At 67.7% G+C, this 2194-nt stretch carries 4 protein-coding genes; 3 read left to right on the plus strand and 1 reads right to left on the minus strand.

Annotation, left to right across the window (positions count from 1 at the left end; translation table 11 throughout):
- Positions 1-732 precede the first annotated feature (732 nt).
- Complete coding sequence (locus tag AB2385_RS16925) at positions 733-1179, plus strand: hypothetical protein (RefSeq protein ID WP_367656182.1); 447 nt, start codon at positions 733-735, stop codon at positions 1177-1179.
- A 31-nt stretch (positions 1180-1210) separates the two neighbouring features.
- Here the strand turns inward: AB2385_RS16925 and AB2385_RS16930 are convergent, their stop codons facing one another.
- Positions 1211-1507, minus strand: a complete 297-nt coding sequence (locus tag AB2385_RS16930) for a hypothetical protein (protein WP_367656183.1) — start codon at positions 1505-1507, stop codon at positions 1211-1213.
- Positions 1508-1562: 55 nt separating this feature from the next.
- Between AB2385_RS16930 and AB2385_RS16935 the strand changes: the two genes are divergently transcribed.
- Together AB2385_RS16935 and AB2385_RS16940 are read left to right on the plus strand one after the other, a co-directional pair.
- The gene (locus AB2385_RS16935; protein WP_367656184.1) at positions 1563-1805 is read left to right on the plus strand and encodes a hypothetical protein; all 243 of its coding nucleotides are present in this window, start codon (positions 1563-1565) and stop codon (positions 1803-1805) included.
- Positions 1795-2194 (plus strand): hypothetical protein (locus AB2385_RS16940; protein WP_367656185.1); only part of this gene is annotated, 400 nt, incomplete at its 3' end. The genes AB2385_RS16935 and AB2385_RS16940, both read left to right, overlap by 11 nt.

The following is a 2194-nucleotide window of genomic DNA, read 5'->3' on the forward strand; positions in this document are numbered from 1 at the left end:
TTACTCAGACAGGCTCCTAGCCCACCGGCAAGGGCTGCAGCGTGGGAGGACGTGGAGGACGACTGTCAGGAAAAAGCACCTCTGGCCGAGGGGTGACTCCTTATTCTTGACGCTCCCGGTCATCAGGGGCGAGTCTGCGCCCTGTGAAATGGACCCGGGGGATCGTCTGGGGCGTGGTGAGGCTGGGGAGTGTTAACAAAAAGCACCCCCGGCCGAAGGGGAACGCCTTCTTCTTGACACTCCCGGTCGTCAGGGGCGAGTCTGCGCCCTGTGAAACGGACCTGGATCATCGTCTGAGGCGTGGTGAGGCTGGCGAGTGTCAACAAAAAGCATCCCCGGCCGAGGGGGAACGCCTTTTTCTTGACACTCCCGGTCGTCAGGGGCGAGTCTGCGCCCTGTGAGATGGACCCGGGTCATGATCTGGGGCCGCGGAGGTAACTCGCCAGGTATGGCGGCCAAGAGTTTCCGGCACGCAGATGAGGGGGTCGGACTGTGACGACCACGACGCAACCGAGGCGTTCAGACGCCAGCACGGATGCCTGTGGGAGCGGGGCGCTCGAGCTGGCGCGGCGTGGGGGCCGCAGGCGAGGCGCCATCGGTGGAGGCGGCCCGGCGTGCCGGTGGCGGACGGGCGGGGCACAGGACAGCGGTCGGAGGAACAGTCGCGCAGGAATGTGGCGGATGGTGGCACGATTGTTCACTACATCCGGTGCAGAAAGGGGAGGGGTCCGGATGGAGAGCATTCGCAACCCGCGCTGCTTCCTGGTCTACGCGCTGGCGCCGGAGGGGTTGCCGCCGGCGGAGGCCAACCGGTTGCTGAACGCCTACGTAGCCGACAAGAGCCGGGGATTGGTGGTCTTCCACGACCACTTCATCGGCGAGCCCGGCGGGGTCGCGGTCTTCTTCGTCGAGACGGAGGCGCAGCGGGCAGCCTTGCGTGACCCCGGTCCGCTGGCGGGATGGCGGGTCGAGGTGCGGCCGCTGATCTTCTCCCGCAGCCCGGCGGGGTTTGACGAGCAGACGTCGTTTACGCTGCGGACTTATCGGAGGGCCGACTGGGAACGGTTGCGCCTGGAGCAGCGCCCGCGCTACGGGGATCCGCTGAAGGAAGCCGAAACGGCGCAGGAAGATGTGTCAGTCGGGGAAGGTGCCGGGGAAGGCCGAATGGGGTCGTCGTAGGGGCGCCTCCCCGGTCCGGCGGCGGGGCCGGTCAAGGCGTGCCCCCTGGTGTGTCCCCTGCGTCCAGGGCGGCGAGGCAGGCGGTTGTCTCCTCCACCTCGCCGGCCGCCCTCAGGCCGCGGAACAGGTGCAGACTCAGGCGGTAGTAGTTGCGAGCCAACTTCACGCTGCCCGTGCGCTCGGCGATCCGCCCCAGCATGCGGTAGAGGCGGGCGCGGAGGATGGGCTCGTCCTTGGCCTCCAGCAAATCGAGGGCTTCCCAGCATGACGCCTCGGCCTTGTCGTAGTTCTGCTTCGCCATCCAGTACTGCGCCAGCTCCTCGAGCACGGACGCCTGCGCGACGGGCACTCCCGGCGAGCTGAAGGGCAGGGTGGAAGGGCACGTGCGGCTGGAACTGCTCTTCCGGCCGGGGGGAGGCGAGGAGGCCGCCGGATGGCTGGCGGAGCGGTCGGCCATCCCCCTGGGGGCCCGTCGTTACGCGGTCAGCGTCCCCCGCCCGGAGGCGGCGGCGACGATTGCCGACGTTCTGCCCCGGCTGGACGCGCTGGACGACTTCCGCATTGTGACGCCCAACCTGGAAGACGTCTACCTGGAACTGAGCGGGGGTGAGTCGATTGGCAGCTGAGGCCGTCACGAGGGAGGAGGTCCGGGCCAGGCCGCAGCCTGCACTCTCCTGGATGCAGCAGTTCCGGCTCCTGTTCCGGCTCCAGTTCACGGACTACCGGGCGAGCCTGCCGTTCTTCGTCATGTTCAGCATCCTGATGCCCGTGGGCTTCCTGTACGCGTTCGGCCGCAACGTCATCCAGCCGGGGGCCGATAACAACTGGTTCCTGGCGGGGAACGTGGTGATGTCGGTTGCGTTTGGCGCCGCATCCTTCGCAATTGCCCGCATCGCCTGGCTCTGCATCCGGCACGAGATGGACTTCTACGGCACGCTGCCGGTGAAGCGCACCGCGTTTCTGGCCACGGTCTTCTGCCTCGGGCAGATCTCGGCCCTGCCGGGAATGGTGAGCA

Source organism: Symbiobacterium sp. (assembly GCF_040797425.1).
Classification (GTDB): Bacteria; Bacillota; Sulfobacillia; order Symbiobacteriales; family Symbiobacteriaceae; genus Symbiobacterium.